The sequence below is a fragment of the Georgenia phoenicis genome (assembly GCF_047302425.1).
GTDB lineage: Bacteria > Actinomycetota > Actinomycetes > Actinomycetales > Actinomycetaceae > Oceanitalea.
Genome location: NZ_CP154855.1, coordinates 3,198,221 through 3,217,799 on the forward strand (window position 1 = coordinate 3,198,221; position 19,579 = coordinate 3,217,799).

A 19,579-nucleotide genomic window follows, 5' to 3' on the forward strand; every position below is an offset into this window, starting at 1 on the left:
CTACCGGCCGAGCAGGTCGGCGAAGTCGGGGACGGCATCGAACTCGTCAGCGGCGGCCGCGCGCGCCGGGCGGGCGGCTACCTTGTCCGCGAGCTCCCGGCCGGCCCGCCGGATGCGCTCGGGCAGCGGGTTCATGTCGTCCCCCTGCCCCGCCCAGTCGTCGGTGGCCGCGAAGACGGCGGTCCCGACGACGTCGGCGTGGAGGTAGGAGAACAGCGGCCGCATGGCGTACTCGGTGGCGAGCGAGTGGCGGGGCGTGCCGCCGGTGGCGCCGAGGAGCACCGGCACCTCGCGCAGGGCGTCCTTGTCGATGACATCGACGAAGGACTTGAACAGCCCGGAGTAGCTCGTCATGAAGATCGGCGTCACGGCGATGACGCCGTCGGCGCCGGTGACCGACTCGAGGGCGGTGCGCAGCTCTCCGGTGGGGAAGCCGGTGAGCATGGCGTCGGTGATGCCGTGGGCGAGGTCGCGCAGCTCGACGGCCGTGACCTCGGCGGTCACGCCCTGCTCGGCGAGCGCCTCGGTGGTGGCCTGGGCGAGCCGGTCGGCCAGCATCCGGGTGGAGGAGGGCTGGCTCAGCCCGGCGGAGACGACGGCGATGGTGCGGCTGGTCATGTCTGTTCTCTCCTGTCGGTTCACAGTCCGAAGGCGGCACCGCGCGTGGCGGTCGCGGCGGCCTCGTCCTCGGCGCGGCGGCCGGTCCAGCGGTCCTCGCCGGCGACGTGGCCGTCGCCGGCCTTGCCCTCGGCGCGGGCCGCGGCGACACGCTCGGCGTGGCTGGGCGGGTCGGAGGGCACGTGGGCCGGGCGCTTGGACTCGTTGATCTCCCGCAGCGCCGGGACGATGTCCTCGGCGAGGATGTCGATCTGCTCGAGGACGGTCTTGAGCGGCAGGCCGGCGTGGTCGATGAGGAAGAGCTGGCGCTGGTAGTCGCCCACGTGCTCACGCATCGTGGCGTACCGGTCGATGACCTGCTGCGGGGACCCGACGGTCAGCGGGGTCTCGCGGGTGAAGTCCTCCATCGAGGGGCCGTGCCCGTAGACGGGCGCGTTGTCGAAGTAGGGGCGGAACTCGTTCCACGCGTCCTGGGAGTTCTTCCGGGCGAAGAACTGACCACCGAGGCCGACGATCGCCTGGTCGGCGCGGCCGTGGCCGTAGTGCTCGTAGCGCTGGCGGTAGTACTGGACCATCCGGGAGGTGTGCTCGAGGGGCCAGAAGATGTTGTTGTGGAGGAAGCCGTCGCCGTAGTACGCGGCCTGCTCGGCGATCTCGGGGGTGCGGATCGAGCCGTGCCAGACGAAGGGCGGCACGCCGTCGAGCGGGCGGGGGGTGGCGGTGAAGCCCTGGAGCGGGGTGCGGAACTTGCCCTGCCAGTCCACGACCTCCTCCTCCCACAGGCGGCGGAGCAGCGCGTAGTTCTCCACGGCGAGGTTGACGCCCTGGCGGATGTCCTTGCCGAACCACGGGTAGACCGGCCCGGTGTTGCCGCGGCCCATCATGAGGTCCATGCGGCCCTCGCTGATGACCTGGAGCATCGCGTAGTCCTCGGCGATCTTCACCGGGTCGTTCGTCGTGATGAGCGTCGTCGCCGTGGACAGGACGATGTTCTTCGTCCGGCCGGCGAGGTAGCCGAGCATCGTCGTCGGCGAGGAGGCGACGAAGGGCGGGTTGTGGTGCTCACCGGTGGCGAAGACGTCGAGCCCGGCCTGGTCGGCGTGCTCGGCGATGGTGAGGATGGCCCGCACCCGCTCGGTGTCGTCGGGCGTGCACCCCGTCGTCGGGTCGGTGGTGACGTCACTGACCGTGAAGATTCCGAACTGCATGGTGCCAGCCCCTCAGACTCGATGCGTATGCATGTACACCCCGTCCAACCGGGTCCGTCGCGGATCTATTCCGGCCGCGCCGAGGGCCACGTCACACGCCGACGCCCCGCGCTGCGGGTGCAGTGCGGGGCGTCGGCAGTGGCTGCTCAGCGCTTCTTGGCGGCCTTGGCGGCGCGGCGGCGTGCCTCGCGGTTGCCGCCGCCGGCGGCGGCCTGGGCGGCCCCGGCCTGCCCGCTCCCGGCGGCCGCGCCCTTGCCCTCGGTGCGCACGGTGGGGCGGGTGTCGCCGTCGGCGGAGGGGGCGGTGTAGGTGAGCGCGGAGGGGCGCTGCGGCTCCTCCAGGCCCACGATCTGCGGGCCGTCGCCGGCCGGTGCCGCAGCGGCGCGGTTCGCCGTCACCGACTTGGCGCCGGCGCGGCGCCCGGACTGCTTGGCACCGTCGCTCGCCGTCGCGCCCAGGCGGGCACCGGCGGCGGTCGCCGCCGCGGCCTCGGCGGTGACCCCGCCCTGGCCGTTGCCGGCGGCCTGGCCGTCGGCCTGAGCCTCGCCCGGCTGCTGGACCTTGACCTCGAGGTTGAAGAGGTAGCTGACCGACTCCTCCTTGATGGCCTCGTTCATGGCCTGGAAGAGCTGGTAGCCCTCGCGCTGGTACTCCACGAGCGGGTCGCGCTGGCCCATGGCCCGCAGCCCGATGCCCTCCTTGAGGTAGTCCATCTCGTAGAGGTGCTCGCGCCACTTGCGGTCGAGCACGGACAGGACGACCCGACGCTCGAGCTGGCGCATGACGTCGGGGGTCAGCTCCTCCTCACGGCGCTGGAAGGCGAGGTGGATGTCGGAGCGAAGCTCCTCGACGAGCATGTCGGCGCTCAGCCGGTTCTGGCCGCCGGCCTCCTCGATGACGTCCTCGGCCGTGATGGACACGGGGTAGACGCGGGCGAGCTCGGCCCACAGGGTCTCGAGGTCCCAGGTGCCGGCGTCGGGCCCCGCGGTGTACTCGCGCACGAGACCGGAGATGACGTCGTCGAGGAAGCCCTGGACCTGCTCCTGCAGGTCCTCCCCCTCGAGGACGCGGCGGCGCTCCTCGTAGACGACGGTGCGCTGGCGGGACAGGACGTCGTCGTACTTGAGGACGTTCTTGCGGATCTCGAAGTTGCGGCCCTCGACCTGCGCCTGGGCGGAGGCGATCCCGCGGGAGACCATCTTGGCCTCGAGGGGCATGTCGTCGGGGAAGGCGGAGCCGTCCATCACGCGCATGGCGAGCCCGGAGTTGAACAGCCGCATGAGGTCGTCCTCCATCGACAGGTAGAACCGGGACTCGCCCGGGTCGCCCTGTCGGCCGGAGCGGCCGCGCAGCTGGTTGTCGATGCGGCGCGACTCGTGGCGCTCGGTCCCGAGGACGTACAGGCCGCCGAGCTCGACGACCTCCTCGTGCTCCGCGGCCACCGAGCGCCGGGCCTCCTCGAGGGCCTCGGGCCACGCGGCCTCGTACTCCTCGGGGCTCTCCTCGGGGTCGAGCCCGCGCTGGCGCAGCGCGTCGATGGCGATGTGCTCGGCGTTGCCGCCGAGCATGATGTCCGTACCGCGGCCGGCCATGTTGGTGGCGACGGTGACGGCGCCCTTGCGTCCGGCCATCGCGACGATCGCGGCCTCACGGGCGTGGTTCTTCGCGTTGAGGACCTCGTGCGGGACGCCCTTGCGCTTGAGCAGCGAGGACAGCAGCTCGGACTTCTCCACGCTCGTCGTGCCGACGAGTACCGGCTGGCCCTTGGCGTGCCGCTCGACGATGTCCTCGACGATCGCCTTGTACTTGACCTGGGCGTTCTTGTAGATGAGGTCGGGCTGGTCGATGCGCTGCATGTCCCGGTTGGTCGGGATGGGCACGACGCCGATCTTGTAGGTGCTGGAGAACTCCGCCGCCTCGGTCTCGGCGGTACCGGTCATGCCGGAGAGCTTGTCGTAGAGGCGGAAGTAGTTCTGCAGGGTGATCGTGGCGAGCGTCTGGTTCTCCGCCTTGATCTGCACGCCCTCCTTGGCCTCGATGGCCTGGTGCATGCCCTCGGAGTAGCGGCGCCCGGCCAGCACGCGGCCGGTGTGCTCGTCGACGATGAGGACCTCACCGTTCTGGACGATGTAGTCCTTGTCCCGCTTGAACAGCTCCTTGGCCTTGAGGGCGTTGTTGAGGAAGCCGATGAGCGGGGTGTTGAGGGACTCGTAGAGGTTGTCGATGCCGAGGTGGTCCTCGACCTTCTCGATCCCGGACTCGAGGACGCCGACGTTGCGCTTCTTCTCGTCGACCTCGTAGTCGTCGTCCCGCTTGAGGCGCATGGCCAGGCGGGCGAACTCGGAGTACCACTTGTTCGAGTCGCCGGAGGCGGGCCCGGAGATGATGAGCGGGGTGCGCGCCTCGTCGATGAGGATCGAGTCGACCTCGTCGACGATCGCGAAGTGGTGGCCGCGCTGGACGAGCTCGGCGGTGGACCACGCCATGTTGTCGCGCAGGTAGTCGAAGCCGAACTCGTTGTTCGTGCCGTAGGTGATGTCGGCGGCGTACTGCTTGCGGCGCTCGTCGGGCTTCTGGCCGGAGAGCACGACGCCGGTGGTGAGGCCGAGGAAGCGGTACACACGGCCCATGAGCTCGGCCTGGTAGCCGGCGAGGTAGTCGTTGACCGTGACGACGTGCACGCCCTTGCCGGTCAGCGCGTTGAGGTAGGCCGGCAGCGTCGCGACGAGGGTCTTGCCCTCACCGGTCTTCATCTCGGCGATGTTGCCGAGGTGCAGCGCGGCACCACCCATGACCTGGACGTCGAAGTGCCGCTGGCCCAGGGTCCGCTTGGCGGCCTCGCGGACGGTGGCGAAGGCCTCGGGCAGGAGCTCGTCGAGGGTCTCCCCCGCGGCGAGGCGCTCCTTGAACTGGTCGGTCTCCGCGCGCAGCTCGGCGTCGGTGAGGCCGCTGACGCTCTCCTCCAGCGCATTGACCTGGTCGGCGATCGCGGTGAGCTGCTTGAGCACCCGTCCCTCGCCCATGCGCAAGATCTTGCTGAGGATCGAAGCCACGCGGTTCCACTCCCGGTTCGACAAGTCGGCGCCGTTGCTCGGCGTCGGGCGCACCGTCTGTGCGCACGCCTGCCGTCAATGGTAAGCGTCAGCGTCCGGGAGCCGAACCCCGTCCAGTTCCGCTCCGAGCGGACGGGCCAGGTCGCCGCGCGCGTCGTCGTCGACGACGACGGCGCCCGCGCCCAGCCACGTCGCCATCACGGCCAGCTCCCGGGCCAGCTCGGCGACGACGACGGCGGGTGCCGGCCACGTCGCCCCGTCACCGGGGCGGGGCTGCTCGAGGAAGGCGCTGCGGACGAGGAGGCGGCCGCCGTCGCGGTCGTGCTTGAGGTCGACCCGCGCGACGAGGTGCTCCCCGAGGAGGAAGGGCAGGACGTAGTAGCCGTGGGTGCGCAGGTGTGCCGGGGTGTAGATGCCGATGCGGTAGTGCATGCCGAAGAGCTCGAGCAGGCGCCGGCGCTCGAAGACGAGCGGGTCGAAGGGGGCGAGCAGGGCGCGGGCCGCGGTACGGCGCGGCACGCGGGTGGCGGCGTGCATCCACGCCGGGCGGTCCCAGCCGGTGACGGTGACGGGGAGCAGCTCGCCGGCGTCGACGAGCTCGTCGACGGCGCCGCGGATCACCCGCTGGCCGAGGCGGAAGTAGTCGGCGAGGCAGCGCAGGGTGCCCACACCGTGGGCGCGGGCGGCGATGCGGACGAGCTCGCGTACGGCGTCCTCGACGGCGGGCGCCGGCCGGTCGCGGACGTGGGCGGGCAGCACCCGCTCGGTGAGGTCGTAGACGCGCTCGAACTGGGCGTTGCGCCGCGCCGCGGTGATCTCCCCGGCGTCGAAGAGGGCCTCGAGGGCGGTCTTGGACGCGCTCCACCGCCAGCCCCACCCCTCGCCGCGCTCGGCGTACCGCGCGTCGACGAGCGCCTCGACCTCCCGTGAGGTGATCGGCCCACGCTCGGCGACGACGTCGCGCACGAGCCGCAGCAGCCCCGGGTGCTTCCGCTCGATGACGGCGGGGTCCATGCCTGCCCAGCGCCGGCGCGTGCCGGCGACGAGCGGGTAGGTCTCGACCGGCAGGTAGGAGGCCTCGTGCGCCCACGCCTCGACCATGCGGCGCGGGGCGCGGCCCGAGGCGCGGTCCACGAGCGCGGTGTCGTAGGGCCCGAGCCGGGCGAGGAGCGGCAGGAGATGCGCGCGGGCGAGGACGTTGACGGAGTCGATCTGGAGCAGCCCGATGCGCTCGAGGGTGCCGGTGAGGTGGCGCATCGTCACCGTCGTCGGCCGTGGGCGGTCCAGGCCCTGGGCGGCGATCGCGACCCTGCGGGCCTGGGCGAGACTGATGGTGCGCGTCACGCCGGTGACGCTACCGAAACACGGCGGCGGGCCGCAGCGTCTGCCGCGACCCGCCGTCGTCGTCCGTCAGTCCTGGACCTGGTGGTTGAGCCGGATGATCCCGTAGGTCCAGCCGTGGCGGTGGTAGACCACGCAGGGCTGCTTCGTCTCCTCGTCGATGAAGAGGTAGAACGGGTGGCCGACGAGCTCCATCTCGTAGAGGGCCTGGTCGACCGTCATCGGGGCGGTGTCGTGCAGCTTCTGGCGCACGATGACGGGTGAGTCACCGAGCTGTGCCTCGACCGCGACCCCGGGCTCGGTCGGCGGGGTGGGCGCGGTCGGCGCCTCCTCCTCCACGGGCTCGGGCAGGGTGTCGGGCATGAGCGTCGGCGCCTTGGCGCCGGCGCGGCGGTGGTGGTTCTTGCGCCGGTCGCGCGAACGGCGCAGGCGCTCCATGAGCTTCGTCGTCGCCAGGTCCAGGGCCGCGTACCGGTCGTCCGCGGCGGCCTCCGCCCGGACTGTCGGTCCGCGGTCGATCACCGTGAGCTCGACGCGCTCGGCCTGGTCGGCGAGCCGCGGGTTCTGCTCCCGGGTGATCTCCACCTCGATGCGGTGCGCGCGAGGGGCGAGCTGCTCCACCTTCGAGAGCTTGTCCTCCAGGTGCGTGCGGAAGCGCTCCGCCACCTCGGTGTTACGGGCAACAACGGCGATGTCCATGGTGTCCTCCGTAGAGAGAGTGAAACCTAGTCGGTTCCTGATGCGTCCCGCCGGCTGTGGCGGGTGAGGAAGATGTCTGGCACCTCCTCTCCTCGGAGCTCGCGTGCCTCCGGCAGCTGCCGGCGGGGCGAGAGGGCGTCCATACATGAACGTTAGTCGAGGTTCGCTCCCCTGACCTGGGATGGTCGTCCCGCCTCGTGGAAACGGTTCCCCGGTGCCGCTCCCTCCCCGCCGGAAGCCGGGCCCCTCCCCCGTCGGAAGCCGGGCCCGCCCCCACCGAGAGTCGGACTCGCCCCACACTCTCGCCGACAGCCGGATTCTCCGCCCCCGCCTCAGGCGAGGGGCGCCGTCCGGCCGGGCGGCGGCGTGGCCGCCAGGACCAGGGCCCCGGCCACGCGGGTGCCGGTCAGTGCCCGCGCGCAGGCGGCGAGGGTCGAGCCGGTCGTGAGGACGTCGTCGACGAGGACGACGACGTCGCCTGGGCGCGGCGTCGCCAGCACCCGCACTCCCCCGCCCCGGTTGCGAGCGCGGGCGCGCACCCCGAGCCCGGCCTGGTGGCGTCGGCCGCCCGAGCGCCGGAGGAGGTCGGCCGAGCGCACCTCCCGCCCCGGCTCGAGGGCGCCGGAGGCTGCGATCCCGGCGGCGACGGCGTCGGCCAGGTCACCGGCGACGAGCGCCCCGCGCAGCCGTCGGCGCAACCCGGAGGGCGCCGGCACGACGACGACGTCGCCGCTTCCCGTGAGGTCCAGCTCGGGGTCCGCCGCCCACGTCTCGGCCCCGAGGCGAGCCCGCTCCAGCAGCACGCGCGCGACGTCGGCTCGGCCGGTGCGCTTCCACGCGAGGACCAGGCCGCGGACCGGGCCCGCGTAGTCGGCCAGCGACCACACCGGCAGCAGCGAGCCGGCGTCGCCGAGGAGGCTGAGCGCGGGAGCGTCCCGGTCGCTGCGCACGGGGGTGAGGGACACGAGCTCGCGGCAGGCCGGGCACACCGCGACGTCCCACGCAGCGCAGCCGGCACAGTCGGCGGGCAGCACGAGGGCGAGCCCCTCGGTGAGTACCCGGGCGGTACGGGGCGTGCGGATCGGCGGGGTCGCTGGCACCGGACCAGCGTCGCCGGCACGGCGGCCTGAACGCTGGCCGGGCCGGGCGGCCGGTGCGGACCCCGCCCGGGAGGGTCAGCTGGGGAGCAGCGCCATGCGCGTGATCTGCGCACACCGCCGCCCGAGGGCGGTCTGATCGGCACGTGTCCCAGCGTGTCGTGAGCGTGTCTCGGACTTGTACGCAGATCACGATCAGCCCGGGAGGCACGCCGCCAGGGCGGGGGGTGGTCAGCCGGGGTAGGCGGGGTCGCGGACGTCGCTGGCGGCCAGGGTCCAGCCCAGGCCGTTGCGCTCGTACAGGTCACCCGCCTCGGTGCCGACGACGATCGTGCGGTCGCCGGTGGCGGCGGAGAGCCGGGTGGCGTCCTCGACGGGCGGCAGGTCAGTGGTCGGCCCGCCGATCGTCACGAGGTGGACCGCCACGGCCGGCTCGCCGCCACTGGTCCCGAGCACGCCGATCGTCTGCTCGTCTACCCAGGTGGCCGTGAGCGCACTGGTGAGGGACTCCCCCAGGCGCACCGGGTCGCCGAGCGCGAGTGGCTGGGAGTCGGCGTCCCGCAGCACGGCGGCGACCTCGACCTGCTCGACCTCCGCGTCCCGCCACACGACGACGGCGCGGGTGCCGTCGCGCGAGATGCGGACCGAGAGCACCTCGGCGCCGTCGAGCCAGCTCGCGTCCACCTCTGCGGCCGTGCCGTTGGGCAGGACCGCGCGCAGCACCCCGTCGCTCGCCCGGGGCGAGGTCCACACCCAGCCGTGGCGGTCGACCGACGGGGGCAGGAGGTCACGCCCGGTCAGCAGCACCGCGCCGGGGTCGTCGTCGGTGGGGAGGGAGACGAGCCGGTCGGTGCCGTCGAGCACCACCGCCCGCCCCGGTGCTCCCTCGTAGGGCAGCGCGGGTGCGCGCGGGGTCGAAACGAGGGTCGACTCGGGCAGCGGAACCAGCTCGGATCCCGTGAAGCGCTGCACCTGGCCGTCGGCGACGACGACGGGGTTGCCCGTCACGTAGGGGTTGCGCAGCAGCTCGGGCGTCTCCGCGTCGACGGGCAGCGGGCTGCCGCCCACGCGCACGTCGACCGACTGGATCGCGGGAACGGTGCGCAGCGACTCCTGGAGCTGGGCCACCATGAGGGCCCGCTGGGCCGGCTCGAGCGCCAGCGGCTCGGCGGTGAGGTCGACGGTTGCGACGCCGTCGCTCACCGTCACGCTGTCCTCTCCCAGACGGGTGCCGGTGGGCACGGCGGTGGTGACCCCGCCGGCCAGCCACGGCGAGGGCCCCTCGAGCAGGTGCCGCACGATGAGGGAGGCGGCGCTGCGGTCGGGGTACCACCGGGCCTCGGGGACGAGCGCCTCGCCGTCCGGGCTCGGGAAGTAGAGCTTGTACTGGTTGTATTGCGCCTCGAAGACCACCGGGGACAGGAGGATGCCGTCGTCGAGGTCGACGATGCGCCACTGCCCGTCCGGCATGCGCGCGAGCGTGAAGTCCGCCTCGATGACCGTGTCGGGGGTCGCCTCCGTGTAGCGGCCGTGCTCGTCGACGCTGGCGGCGGCCACCGCGCTGGCGCGCACGGCGCCGTCGGGCGCCTGCGTGTAGGTGATGTCGCGGGCGGTGTAGACGCGCACCTGGGAGCGGGGGTTCCACGTCTCCGCGGCCGGCCCGGCGAGGTACTCCCGGGCGACGGCGAACTCGTCGTTACCGCCGGCGGCGACCGCCCGGAGGAAGCCCTGGACGATCTGGTTGGCGGTGGCGTCGGGGGTGGGGCCGTAGGCGAGCAGCGCGACGGGGCTGCCCGCGGGCACGACCGTGTCGACGGCCGTCACGGGTCCGGAGTCGGGCAGGCTGACGCAGCCGACGAGGGCGAGGGCGGCAGCGAGGGCCGCCGTGAGGCGGGCGGCGGTGCGGCGGCGCAAAGTCATCGGCCCCCCTGGCTGAGGTCGGGGACGGAGGCGGGTCCGGTGTCGTCGGCGACGGGCTCCTCCGGTGCGGAGTGCAGCGGCAGCGGGGAGGAGGAGATGACGAGCCCGGCCCGGCGCGGGAGGGTGAGGCGGAAGGCGGCGCCCTCGTCGGGGCGGCCCCACGCCTCGAGGGTGCCGCCGTGCAGGCGCGCGTCCTCCAGGGAGATCGACAGGCCCAGGCCGGTGCCGCCCGTGGTCCGGGCGCGGGCGGGGTCGGCGCGCCAGAAGCGGTCGAAGACGTGGCTGGCGGCCTCGGGCGTCATGCCCGTGCCGTGGTCGCGGACGACGACGGCGACGGCGACGTCGTTGGCCCCCACCGTGATGTCGATCGGCCGTCCCTCCCCGTGCTCGATCGCGTTGACGAGGAGGTTGCGCACGATGCGGTCCACGCGCCGCGGGTCCATGTCGGCGGTGCAGGGCCGGCCGGGGCCGGTGACGGTGATCCGTGAGCCGGTGCGCTCGGCGAGCGGGGCGGCCAGCTCGACGGCGTGGGCGACGACGTCCTGCAGGTCGCGCTCCTCGACGTCGAGGAGCGCGGCGCCGGCGTCGAAGCGGCTGATCTCGAGGAGGTCGGCGAGCATCTGCTCGAAGCGGTCGAGCTGGGTCTGGAGCAGCTCGGCGGACCGGCGCACGGCCGGCTCGAACTCGTCGCGGCTGGCGTGGAGCACCTCGCTGGCCATCCGGATGGTCGTCAGCGGGGTGCGGAGCTCGTGCGAGACGTCGGAGACGAAGCGCTGCTGGAGGCGGGAGAGCTCGGCCATCCGCTCGATCTGGTCCTGCAGGCTCTCGGCCATCTCGTTGAAGGTGCGGCCGAGGGTGGCGAGCTCGTCGTGCCCCTGGACCTCGAGCCGCTCGTCGAGCAGCCCGTCGGCGAGGCGCTCGGCCGTCCGCGCTGCCTGCCGCACCGGACCCAGGACCCGCTGGGCGATGAAGCCGGTCATCGCGGCGAGGAAGATGAGGAGCACGACGGCACCGGCGCTGAGCACCTGGATGACGAGCGTGAGGGTGTCCTCCTCCGGGGCGAGGGTGTAGACGGTGTAGAGCTCGTGGGTCCCGACGACCGGCAGGTTCACGTCCGAGCCGACGATGATCCCCGGGCCACCACCCGCGCTCGACGGCAGCGAGATCGACTGCCAGTGCTGCCCGCCCTCCGCGACCGCGGCCCGCATCTCCTCGGTGAGGACGGCGCCGTCGAGGAGCCGCTCGGGCAGGACGACCTCGTTGATGAGGACCTGGGCGGACTCGTCCGGGCTGCGCAGCAGCATGCTGCCGACCACCCCGCTGCCCCCCGCCCGGCTGCCGGCCACGATGTCGGCGGCGAGCTGCTGCACCTGCGGGCCGGTGTTGGCGATCGCGGCGTCGGAGGACTGCTGCGCCGAACGGGTGCGGGCCGCCGCGTCGGCGAGGATCTCGTCGCGGCGGGTCTCGAAGAGCCCGTCGCGGATCGTCACGCTGACGACCGCCCCGAGGAGGATGAGCGCGGCGACCCCGACGAGCACCGTCGTCGTCGAGACGCGCAGCCGCAGGGAGGAGCGCCAGCGGTCGACGGCGCGACCGGCCCACCCGCGCGGGCCGGTCTCCTCCTGCGGCTCCTGGCTCACCGCTGCGGGCTGCCTGCCCGGTACCCGACGCCGCGGACGGTGACGACGACCTCGGGGTTCTCCGGGTCCTTCTCGATCTTCGCGCGCAGCCGCTGCACGTGGACGTTGACGAGGCGGGTGTCCGCGGCGTGCCGGTAGCCCCAGACCTGCTCGAGCAGGACCTCGCGGCTGAAGACCTGCCAGGGCTTGCGGGCCAGGGCGAGCAGCAGGTCGAACTCCAGCGGCGTGAGCGCGATGGGCTCGCCGTTGCGGGTCACCTGGTGGCCGGCGACGTCGATGGACAGGTCCCCGATGGTCAGGCGCTCGGTCTGCGGGCCGGTCGTGCGGCGCAGGCGGGTCTTGACCCGGGCGACGAGCTCCTTGGGCTTGAAGGGCTTGGGGATGTAGTCGTCCGCGCCCGCCTCGAGCCCGGCGACGACGTCGATCGTGTCGGACTTCGCGGTGAGCATGACGACGGGGACGCCGGACTCGGCGCGGATGAGGCGGCACACCTCGATACCGTCGATGCCCGGGAGCATGAGGTCGAGAAGCACGAGGTCGGGCTCCTCGGCACGGAACATCTCCAGCGCCTGGGACCCGTCCGCGCACATGACGGTGTCGAAGCCCTCGCCGTGGAGCACGATGCCGATCATCTCGGCGAGCGCGGTGTCGTCGTCGACCACGAGAATTCGAGCGTTCATGCCCACTATCGTCGCACCCACCGCGGCGAATCCGGTGAGCCCCCCGGCCATGTCGTGCACCACCGCCCCGAGCCGGTCCCCGTCCGTGGCACGATGACCGCTGAGAACCGGGGAGGGACCGATGAGCCAGCAACCAGGCCAGCAGGAGCCGGCGCCCCAGTACGGGCAGTATGGCCAGTACGGGCAGCAGGCGCCGCCGCCGGGTCCACCCGTCCCCCCGCCCGGGCAGTACGGCCCCCCGCCGGGGCAGTACGGGCAGTACGGGCAGGCACCCGGCGGCTACTACGGCCCCGGCTTCACCCCGGTCCCGACGGCGGTGCAGCCCGGGATCATCCCGCTGCGCCCGCTCACGCTCGGGGAGATCTACGACGGCGCCTTCCGCGCCATCCGCAGCAACCCCCTGGTGATGTTCGGGCTGGCGATCATCGTCATCGGTGTCGGGTCGGTCGTCCAGATCGCCCTGACGGTGCCGCTCCTGGGCCGGGTCGAGCGTGCCGCGCAGTCCGGGGTCGCCGAGTTCGACGCCCTCTTCGGCGTCGGCAGCGTCGCGGGACTCCTCCTCAGCTCCGCCGCCGTCAGCCTCGCCACCCTCGTCCTCGAGGGCCTGGCGATCATCTCGGTCAGCGAGTCGGTCCTCGGCCGCAAGATCACCCTCGGCGAGGTGTGGCAGCGCGCCCGGGGGCGGCTGTGGCGCCTCGTCGTGCTGTCCCTCCTCCTCGGCGTGGCGGGGATCGTCGGCGCGGTCGGGGCGATCGCGCTCACGGTCGCCGTCGCCGTCGGTCTCGCGGAGGTGACGGGCGACGGCGTCCTCACCGCGCTCGTCGTCGTCCCGCTGATGTTCCTCCTCCTCGTCGGCATCATCGGCTTCTTCGGCGTACGCCTCATGCTGGCCACCTGCGCGATCATGCTCGAGGGCACCGGGGTCCTCGCCTCGATCGCACGCTCGTGGCGCCTCACCCGCGGGAACTTCTGGCGCCTGTTCGGGATCATGGCGCTCACCGTCGTCCTCGTGACGATCCTCATCAGCATCCTCTCGGTGCCCTTCACGATGGTCGGCAGCGTCTTCACGACGGTGCAGGGCGACGTCCTGCTCCCGCTCGTCATCTCCTCGATCGGTCAGCTCGTCGGCTCGGCCATCTCCATCCCCGTCATGGCCGCCGTCCTGGCGCTGCTCTACATCGACGTGCGGATGCGCAAGGAGGGCCTGGACGTCGAGCTCGCCCGCGCGGCACAGGGCGGGTGACCGTGAGGTTGGGCGTGCCGGTCGAGCCGGACGCGGAGGAGGCGCGCCGCTGGGCGGAGGAGGAGCTCTCCCGCAGCGCGTACGACACCGAGCCGAACCTGCTCGAGCGCGCCTGGGCCTGGTTCGTCGAGCAGCTCCAGCGGCTCGTCGAGCTCGAGGTCTCCGCCCCGCCCAACGTCGTGCCCGTCATCGTCGTCGTCGGGGCGGTCGTGCTCCTCGCCGTCGCGCTCTACCTCGCCGGCCCCGTCCGCGCCCGCTGGCGTGGCGGGCCGAGCCGCTCGCACGCCGTCTTCGACGACGCGGACGCGACGAGCGCCGACCTCACGGCCTCCGCCGACGCCGCCGCCCGCCGTGGCGACTGGCCGACGGCGGTCCTCATGCGCTTCCGGGCCGTCATCCGGTCCCTCGACGAGCGCGCGGTCCTCGACGACCGCCCCGGCCTCACCGCCCACGAGGCGAGCACCGCCGCCGCCCGGCAGCTGCCCGACTGCGCGGCCGGCCTCACCTGGGCCGGGAACCTCTTCGACGACGTCTGCTACGGCTCGGCCACCCCCGGTGAGGCCGAGGACGCGCGGCTGCGCGAGCTCGCCACCGCCGTCGCCCGCAGCCGCCCGGTGAGCCCGGCGGCCGTGGGTGCGACGTGGGCGGCGGTGCGATGAGCACCGAGCTCGCCACCGCGCCGCCGCGGCGCAGCCGCCGTCAGGTCCTCTTCCTCCTCGCCTGCGCACTCGTCGCGGTCGCCGCTGTCGTGGCGATCGTCGTCGGGCGGGAGTCGACGTCCGCGGTGCCGCTCGCCCCCGACAACCCGCAGCCCGGCGGTGCACAGGCCGCCGCGACGATCCTGCGCGAGCAGGGCGTGCAGATCAGCACCGTCTCGACGACCGACGACGCCGTCCGCGTCGCCCGGCCCGGCACCACCCTGCTCGTCACGGCCACGGGCCGGCTCGACGACGACCAGCTCGCCGCCGTGCGCGACACCGGCGCCGACCTCGTCCTCGGCCAGCTCACCTTCCTGCCCGACCTCGAGCCGCTGAGCGACCAGGTCGAGCCCTCCCCCGTCGGCAGCGACGAGCCGCTCGCCGCGAGCTGCGCTGACCCGCACGCGCGGGCCGCCGGGGAGCTGTCCCGCAGCACCGGTGGCGTCGTGCCGCTGAGCGACGACGTCGAGCTGTGCTTCCCCACCGCCGAGGGCGCCGGCGCGCTGGCCACCTGGGAGCAGGACGGCCGCCAGATCGCCGCCCTCGCCGACCCCACGCTCATGAGCAACGCGGACCTTGCCGACGCCGGCAACGCCGCCCTCGTCCTGCGCCTGCTCGGTGCCAACGACGAGCTCGTCTGGTACCTGCCGACCATCGGCGACACCGTGGGCGCCGACGACGGCGGGCAGGGTTCCGGCTCGGCCGCGGACCTCGTCCCGCCCACCGCCCGGGCGCTGGGCCTGCAGCTGCTCGTCGTCGCCGTCGTCGTCGTCCTGTGGGGCGCGCGGCGGCTGGGGCGCGTGGTGACTGAGCCGATGCCCGTCGTCGTCCGCTCCGCGGAGACGACTCTGGGACGCGGGCGGCTGTACCGCCGCGCCCGCGACCACGCCCACGCCGCCGCCGGCCTGCGCGCCGGCTGCGCCAGCAGGGTCGCCGCCCGCCTCGGCGTGCCGGCCTCCGCGCGTGCCGAGGTCCTCGTCGCCGCCGTCGCCCGCGCCACCGGGCGCGAGGAGGCCGCCGTCGGCGCACTCCTGTACGGCCCACCCCCGACGTCCGACGCCGGGCTCACCCGACTCACCCACGAGCTCGACACCCTGGAAAGCGAGGTCCACCCGTCGTGAGCACCCCTGACCCCCAGCCCCTGCCGCCGCCCACGCAGGCGCCCGTCCCGCCGCCGGCCCCCGCCCCGGCGCCCGACTCGCCGCGGGCGCGCCTGGCCGCGCTGCGGCAGGAGGTGGCCAAGGCGGTCGTCGGCCAGGAGGCCGCGGTGACCGGCCTCGTCATCGGCCTGCTGTGCCGCGGGCACGTCCTGCTCGAGGGGGTGCCGGGCGTAGCGAAGACCCTCCTCGTGCGCACGCTCGCCGCGAGCCTCGACATGGGGACCACCCGGGTGCAGTTCACCCCGGACCTCATGCCCGGTGACGTCACCGGCTCCCTCGTCTACGACTCGCGCACCGCGGAGTTCTCCTTCCGGGAGGGGCCGGTCTTCACCAACCTCCTGCTCGCCGACGAGATCAACCGCACGCCCCCGAAGACGCAGGCTTCGCTGCTCGAGGCGATGGAGGAGCGGCAGGTGTCGGTCGACGGCCAGCCGCGGCCGCTGCCCGACCCGTTCATGGTCATCGCCACCCAGAACCCGGTCGAGTACGAGGGCACCTACCCGCTGCCCGAGGCCCAGCTCGACCGCTTCCTCCTCAAGCTCCTCGTCCCGCTGCCTGAGCGCAACGACGAGATCGAGGTGCTCAACCGGCACGCGCACGCCTTCGACCCGCGCGACCTCGCCGGGGCCGGGGTGCGGCCGGTCGCCGGGCCGGCGGACCTCGCGGCCGCCCGCGAGGAGGTCGCCCGCGTCCAGGTCGCTCCCGAGGTGCTCGGCTACGTCGTCGACATCTGCCGCGCCACGCGCACCTCGCCGTCGCTGTCCCTCGGCGTCTCCCCGCGCGGGGCGACGGCGCTGCTCGCCACCGCGCGCGCCTGGGCCTGGCTCACCGGCCGCGACTACGTCACCCCCGACGACGTCAAGGCCCTCGCCCACGCCACCCTGCGCCACCGCGTCCAGCTGCGCGCGGAGGCCGAGCTCGAGGGCGTGACCGCCGAGACCGTCCTCGACGGCGTGCTGCGCACCGTCCCGGTCCCCCGCTGAGCGCCGTGCGACCGTCCCGTCCCACGCCCGAGGAGGTGACATGGCGCTGACCCGGCGCGCCGTCCTCGTCGCCGTCGTCGGCGTGCTGCCGGTGCTCCTCGTGCCGCGCACGACGACGGTGCTCGCGTGGGTGCTCGTGCTCGTCCTCGGCGTGGTCGCCGACCTCGTCCTCGCCGCCTCACCGCGCGCGCTTCAGCCCGGGCGGCAGGTCCCGCACTCGGTGCGGCTGGGCGAGCCCACGACGTCGACGCTCACCGTCGTCAACACCGGCACGCGGCGCGCGCGGCTGCTCGTGCGTGACGCCTGGGTGCCCTCGGCCGGCGCAGAGCGCAACCGCCACCGGCTCACCGTGCCGGCCGGGGAGGCGCGGCGGGTGCGCACCACCCTGCGGCCCACCCGCCGCGGGGACCGGGAGGCCGACCTCGTCACGCTGCGCTGCCACGGACCGCTCGGGCTGGCCGCCCGGCAGCGCTCGCTGCCCGCCCCGGCCCGGCTGCGGGTGCTGCCCGCCTTCACCTCCCGGCGCCACCTGCCCTCCCGGCTCGCGCGGCTGCGGGAGATGGACGGGCGCGCCGCCGTCCAGGTCCGCGGGGAGGGCACCGAGTTCGACTCGCTGCGTGAGTACGTCATCGGCGACGACGTGCGCGCCATCGACTGGCGGGCCACCGCCCGCGGGGGCGACGTCGTCGTGCGCACGTGGCGTCCCGAGCGGGACCGGCGGGTGCTCGTCGTCGTCGACTCCTCGCGGCTGTCGGCGGCGCGGCTCGGTGAGGCGCCGCGGCTGGAGGCGCAGATCGAGGCGGCGCTCCTCCTCGCCGCCCTCGCCTCGCGGGCCGGGGACCGGGTGGACGTCGTCGCCGTCGACTCCGCCGTCCGGGCCAGGGTCTCGGGCGTGCAGGGGCCGCGGCTCATGTCGGCGCTGGCCGAGGGGCTGGCTCCGGTCGAGGCGTCCCTCGTCCAGATGAGCTGGCCGACCGTCACCCAGGTCGTGCGGGACACGCTCTCCCAGCGCTCTCTCGTCGTGCTCCTCACCGCGCTCGACACCGCCGCGGTGATGTCGGACCTGCTGCCCGTCGTCGGGGCGATGACGCGCGACCACCAGGTGGTCCTGGCCTCCGCCGCGGACCCGGAGGCGGAGGAGATCCGGCGCCGGCGCGGCAGCAGCGAGGAGGTCTTCGACGCGGCCGCGGCGGAGCGGGCCGCCCTTGAGCGGGCGGCCGCGGCGGCCCGGCTGCGCCGGCGGGGCGTCGAGGTCGTCGAGGCGACGCCGGACGAGCTGCCGCCCGCCCTGGCCGACACCTACCTCGCCCTCAAGGCCGCCGGCCGCCTGTAGCGCCACCGGCGCCCGGCGACGGCGTGCGGGGGCGCGGGGGCCGTCCTAGCGTGGGCCTCGTGAAGCGCCAGCTCGTCATCACGGCCGACGACCTCGGCGTGGACCCCGACATCGACGAGGTCGTCGTCGAGCTCATCCGGGACGGGCTCGTCTCGGCGACGACCCTCATCCCTGTCGCGCCCGCCGCGCAGGACGCCGTCACCCGGCTACGCACCGCGGGGCTGGACGAGCCGCGCCTCCACGTCGCCCTGTCCACCGGGCACGAGTGGGCGGGCTGGCGCCCCCTCGCCGCCGGCGTCGACTCGCTCACCGGTCCCGACGGCGCCCTCCCGGTCGAGGGTGGCGTCGCCGAGCGCCGCGCCACCGCCGTGGACGTCACCCGGGAGATGAGCGCCCAGCTCGAGTGGATGAGGGCCGCCGGCCTGCGCCCGCCCGCCCTCGACTCCCACTCCGGGACCCTCTACGGGCTGCACGGACGGTCGCTGGCGGACATCGCCGTCGACTTCTGTGCCGCCCACGGGCTGGCCTTCCGCCTGCCCCGGCGGCTCGGGCCGGTGCTCGGGCTGGCGGCGCGCGGGCTGCGTGCGGCCCACCGGGGCGCGGTGGCCCGCGCCGACGAGCTCGGGGTGCGCCTGCCGGAGGTGCTCGTCAGCGCGTGGCTGCCGGGCCGGCTGACTCTGAGCTACCCGCAGCTGCGGGCCGAGGTCCTCTCCCAGCTGCGCCGGCTGCCGCTCGGCACCTCCGAGCTCATGGTCCACCCGGCTCCGCGGGCGGCTGCGGCCCGGCTGCCGGCCGCGGACGGCCGCAAGCGGCTGTGGGAGCTGCGGCTGCTGCGCGACCCCGCCTTCCACCGGACGCTGCGGCGCGAGCGCATCGAGATCGTGCCCGCCTGGTGACTCAGCCCGCCTGGGCGAGGGTGTGGCCGGCGAGGTCCTCCTCGAGGTCCCCGGTCTCCCCCGCGCGCACGGCGCGGCGGCCGAGAACGAGGGTGTAGGCCCAGTAGCCGGCGAGGACGAGCGCACCGATGGTGATCTTGGCCCAGGTGGGCAGCGCGGACGGCGTGACGAAGCCCTCGACGACGCCGGAGACGGCGAGCACGAGCACGAGGCCCAGCGCGACGACGAACAGCGAGCGGCCCTCCTCCGCGAGCGCCCGCGAGCGGGTGCGCGGCCCCGGCGACACCCACGCCCAGAAGAGCTTGAGGCCGGCGCCGGCGGCGATGAAGATCGCGGTCAGCTCCATGAGCCCGTGGGGCAGGATGAGGCCGAAGAACACGTCGAGGTGCCCGTGGGCGGCCATGACGCCGCCCGAGGAGCCCACCCCGACCGCGTTGGCCACGAGCACGTACACCGGGAAGAACCCGGTGATACCGAGCGCGATGCACTGGGCGGCGATCCAGGCGTTGTTCGTCCACACCTGCCCGGCGAAGTCGCCGGCCGGGTAGTTGGAGTAGTAGGCCGCGAAGGCCTCCTCCGCGTACTGCTCGAGCTCGGCCGGCGAGCCCATGGCCGCGAGCGCCGCCGGGTTCGTCGCCACCCACCAGCCGCTCACCGCGCCGAGGGCGACGAAGGCGAGGCCGACCCACACCGTCCACCAGCGCACCCGGTAGAAGGCTGCGGGCAGCGAGAGGAGGAAGAAGCGGGAGACGTCCGAGAGGCGGGCCTCGTGGGCACCGGCGATCCGGCCGCGGGCCGTGGCGAGGAGGCCGGAGAGCTCGGAGACGAGCAGCGGGTCGGGCGCCGAGGTCCGCAGCGCGGACAGGTGCCCGGCCGTCGTCTGGTAGAGCGACACGAGCTCGTCGGCCTCGCCGCCCGCGAGGCGGCGCCGCGCGGACAGCGCCCGCAGGCGCTCCCACTCCGGGCGGTGCACGGCCGCGAAGGCGTCGATGTCCACGCGGGTACCCTGC

Annotated in this window: 16 protein-coding genes; 6 read left to right on the forward strand and 10 right to left on the reverse strand. The window is 74.1% G+C overall.

All coding sequences use genetic code 11. The features are described from left to right. From AA0005_RS15230 to mtrA, 9 genes are all read right to left on the reverse strand, one after another. Nucleotides 1–618 carry an FMN reductase gene (locus AA0005_RS15230; protein ID WP_413450977.1) on the reverse strand — a complete coding sequence of 206 codons (618 nt, stop codon included), beginning with the start codon at nt 616–618 and terminating at the stop codon, nt 1–3. Between the two features lie 20 nt (nt 619–638). Next, nucleotides 639–1,826 carry an LLM class flavin-dependent oxidoreductase gene (locus AA0005_RS15235; protein ID WP_413450978.1) on the reverse strand — a complete coding sequence of 396 codons (1,188 nt, stop codon included), beginning with the start codon at nt 1,824–1,826 and terminating at the stop codon, nt 639–641. Nucleotides 1,827–1,972: 146 nt separating this feature from the next. After that, entirely contained in the window at nt 1,973–4,879 is a 2,907-nt protein-coding gene (gene secA, locus AA0005_RS15240; protein WP_413450979.1) for a preprotein translocase subunit SecA, read from the reverse strand. Nucleotides 4,880–4,954: 75 nt separating this feature from the next. After that, nucleotides 4,955–6,223: a winged helix-turn-helix domain-containing protein gene (locus AA0005_RS15245; RefSeq protein ID WP_413450980.1), complete on the reverse strand. Its 1,269-nt coding sequence runs from the start codon at nt 6,221–6,223 to the stop codon at nt 4,955–4,957. A 66-nt stretch (nt 6,224–6,289) separates the two neighbouring features. Further along, the gene (gene hpf, locus AA0005_RS15250; RefSeq protein ID WP_413450981.1) at nt 6,290–6,919 is read right to left on the reverse strand and encodes a ribosome hibernation-promoting factor, HPF/YfiA family; all 630 of its coding nucleotides are present in this window, start codon (nt 6,917–6,919) and stop codon (nt 6,290–6,292) included. 332 nt (nt 6,920–7,251) lie between these two features. Further along, on the reverse strand, nt 7,252–8,019 hold the full coding sequence (locus AA0005_RS15255; RefSeq protein ID WP_413450982.1) for a ComF family protein: 768 nt from the start codon (nt 8,017–8,019) through the stop codon (nt 7,252–7,254). Between the two features lie 228 nt (nt 8,020–8,247). Continuing rightward, on the reverse strand, nt 8,248–9,936 hold the full coding sequence (locus tag AA0005_RS15260) for an LpqB family beta-propeller domain-containing protein (RefSeq protein WP_413450983.1): 1,689 nt from the start codon (nt 9,934–9,936) through the stop codon (nt 8,248–8,250). Beyond that, the gene (gene mtrB, locus AA0005_RS15265) at nt 9,933–11,576 is read right to left on the reverse strand and encodes an MtrAB system histidine kinase MtrB (RefSeq protein ID WP_413450984.1); all 1,644 of its coding nucleotides are present in this window, start codon (nt 11,574–11,576) and stop codon (nt 9,933–9,935) included. The genes AA0005_RS15260 and mtrB overlap by 4 nt, the downstream gene beginning before the upstream one ends. Continuing rightward, nucleotides 11,573–12,256 carry an MtrAB system response regulator MtrA gene (mtrA, locus tag AA0005_RS15270; protein ID WP_413450985.1) on the reverse strand — a complete coding sequence of 228 codons (684 nt, stop codon included), beginning with the start codon at nt 12,254–12,256 and terminating at the stop codon, nt 11,573–11,575. Before mtrA ends, mtrB begins: the two co-directional genes overlap by 4 nt. Before the next feature lie 121 nt (nt 12,257–12,377). On the opposite strand from mtrA, the gene AA0005_RS15275 reads away from it, so the two are divergent. The 6 genes from AA0005_RS15275 to AA0005_RS15300 are packed head-to-tail and all read left to right on the forward strand — an operon-like array spanning nt 12,378 to nt 18,569. Beyond that, a complete protein-coding gene (locus AA0005_RS15275; RefSeq protein ID WP_413450986.1) occupies nt 12,378–13,499 on the forward strand; it encodes a glycerophosphoryl diester phosphodiesterase membrane domain-containing protein in 1,122 nt (373 codons plus the stop codon). A 14-nt stretch (nt 13,500–13,513) separates the two neighbouring features. Continuing rightward, entirely contained in the window at nt 13,514–14,158 is a 645-nt protein-coding gene (locus AA0005_RS15280) for a DUF4129 domain-containing protein (protein WP_413450987.1), read from the forward strand. Beyond that, nucleotides 14,155–15,318 (forward strand): DUF4350 domain-containing protein, encoded by a 1,164-nt coding sequence (locus AA0005_RS15285; RefSeq protein WP_413450988.1) that lies wholly within the window; start codon nt 14,155–14,157, stop codon nt 15,316–15,318. The genes AA0005_RS15280 and AA0005_RS15285 overlap by 4 nt, the downstream gene beginning before the upstream one ends. Nucleotides 15,319–15,338: 20 nt before the next feature. Then, on the forward strand, nt 15,339–16,340 hold the full coding sequence (locus tag AA0005_RS15290; RefSeq protein ID WP_413453107.1) for an AAA family ATPase: 1,002 nt from the start codon (nt 15,339–15,341) through the stop codon (nt 16,338–16,340). 40 nt (nt 16,341–16,380) lie between these two features. After that, the gene (locus tag AA0005_RS15295) at nt 16,381–17,673 is read left to right on the forward strand and encodes a DUF58 domain-containing protein (RefSeq protein ID WP_413450989.1); all 1,293 of its coding nucleotides are present in this window, start codon (nt 16,381–16,383) and stop codon (nt 17,671–17,673) included. Nucleotides 17,674–17,732: 59 nt separating this feature from the next. Continuing rightward, nucleotides 17,733–18,569: a carbohydrate deacetylase gene (locus AA0005_RS15300; protein ID WP_413450990.1), complete on the forward strand. Its 837-nt coding sequence runs from the start codon at nt 17,733–17,735 to the stop codon at nt 18,567–18,569. Nucleotide 18,570: 1 nt separating this feature from the next. Here the strand turns inward: AA0005_RS15300 and AA0005_RS15305 are convergent, their stop codons facing one another. Beyond that, the gene (locus tag AA0005_RS15305; protein WP_413450991.1) at nt 18,571–19,566 is read right to left on the reverse strand and encodes a stage II sporulation protein M; all 996 of its coding nucleotides are present in this window, start codon (nt 19,564–19,566) and stop codon (nt 18,571–18,573) included. Nucleotides 19,567–19,579: the final 13 nt, after the last annotated feature.

Coding starts and splice junctions, on each gene's coding strand:
- AA0005_RS15230 (WP_413450977.1), bottom strand. CDS start 618: ATGACCAGCCGCACCATCGCCGTCGTCTCCGCCGGGCTGAGCCAGCCC.
- AA0005_RS15235 (WP_413450978.1), bottom strand. CDS start 1,826: ATGCAGTTCGGAATCTTCACGGTCAGTGACGTCACCACCGACCCGACG.
- mtrA (WP_413450985.1), bottom strand. CDS start 12,256: ATGAACGCTCGAATTCTCGTGGTCGACGACGACACCGCGCTCGCCGAG.
- AA0005_RS15260 (WP_413450983.1), bottom strand. CDS start 9,936: ATGACTTTGCGCCGCCGCACCGCCGCCCGCCTCACGGCGGCCCTCGCT.
- AA0005_RS15285 (WP_413450988.1), top strand. CDS start 14,155: ATGAGCACCGAGCTCGCCACCGCGCCGCCGCGGCGCAGCCGCCGTCAG.
- AA0005_RS15275 (WP_413450986.1), top strand. CDS start 12,378: ATGAGCCAGCAACCAGGCCAGCAGGAGCCGGCGCCCCAGTACGGGCAG.
- AA0005_RS15295 (WP_413450989.1), top strand. CDS start 16,381: ATGGCGCTGACCCGGCGCGCCGTCCTCGTCGCCGTCGTCGGCGTGCTG.
- hpf (WP_413450981.1), bottom strand. CDS start 6,919: ATGGACATCGCCGTTGTTGCCCGTAACACCGAGGTGGCGGAGCGCTTC.